We start from the raw sequence: 845 nt of genomic DNA, 5'->3' as shown, positions 1-845 counted from the left end.
AAAGCAACAGAAAAAGATGAAGCAGGCAACGTATCCGAACCAGGAACAACAGTAGTAACAGATGCAACAGCACCGGAAGCACCTGTAGTAAGCCCAGTGACAGATGCAGACACAGTGGTATCAGGTACAGGCGAACCAAACGGTACAGTAACGGTAACGTTCCCAGACGGCACAACAGCAGAAGCGCCAGTAGACGCTGACGGCAACTGGACAGTGGACGTACCAGCAGGTACAGGTTTGAAAGCCGGCGACGAAATCACAGCAACTGTGAAAGATGAAGCAGGCAATGTTTCAGTACCAGGCACAGCCGTTGTAACAGATACAACAGCACCTGTAGTAGGTCCAATCGATGATGTAACAACACCGGAAGATCAAGCTATCACACCAATTCCAGTAGTAGTAACTGATGACAGTACTACAAACGTTGAAGTAACAGGCTTGCCAGAAGGTGTGGTATACAACCCTGAAACTGGCCAAATTGAAGGTACGCCAACAACACCAGGCACATATCCAGTAACAGTTACAGTAGAAGACGAAGCAGGCAATGTGACAGAAGAAACATTCACAATCACAGTGACTGATGAAACAGCACCAGAAGCACCAGTAGTAAGCCCAGTGAAAGATACAGACACAGTGGTATCAGGCACAGGCGAACCAAACGGTACAGTAACAGTAACATTCCCAGACGGCACAACAGCAGAAGCGCCAGTAGACGCTGACGGCAACTGGACAGTGAATGTACCAGCAGGTACAGACTTGAAAGCTGGCGATAAAGTTACAGCAACAGTAACAGACGCAGCTGGAAATACTTCTGAACCAACTGAAACTACTGTAACAACAACAGC

At 47.8% G+C, this 845-nt stretch carries 1 protein-coding gene; it reads left to right on the top strand.

The window, feature by feature from the left end:
* Positions 1 to 845 (top strand): Ig-like domain-containing protein (locus tag DVJ99_RS12870; protein WP_205527072.1); only part of this gene is annotated, 845 nt, incomplete at both ends.

Origin of the sequence: Staphylococcus sp. EZ-P03, from assembly GCF_003344575.1 — a bacterium.
Taxonomy (GTDB): domain Bacteria; phylum Bacillota; class Bacilli; order Staphylococcales; family Staphylococcaceae; genus Staphylococcus; species Staphylococcus simulans_B.
Note: the sequence above shows the minus strand (reverse complement) of the source record. Positions and strands in the feature narration are given on the sequence as shown.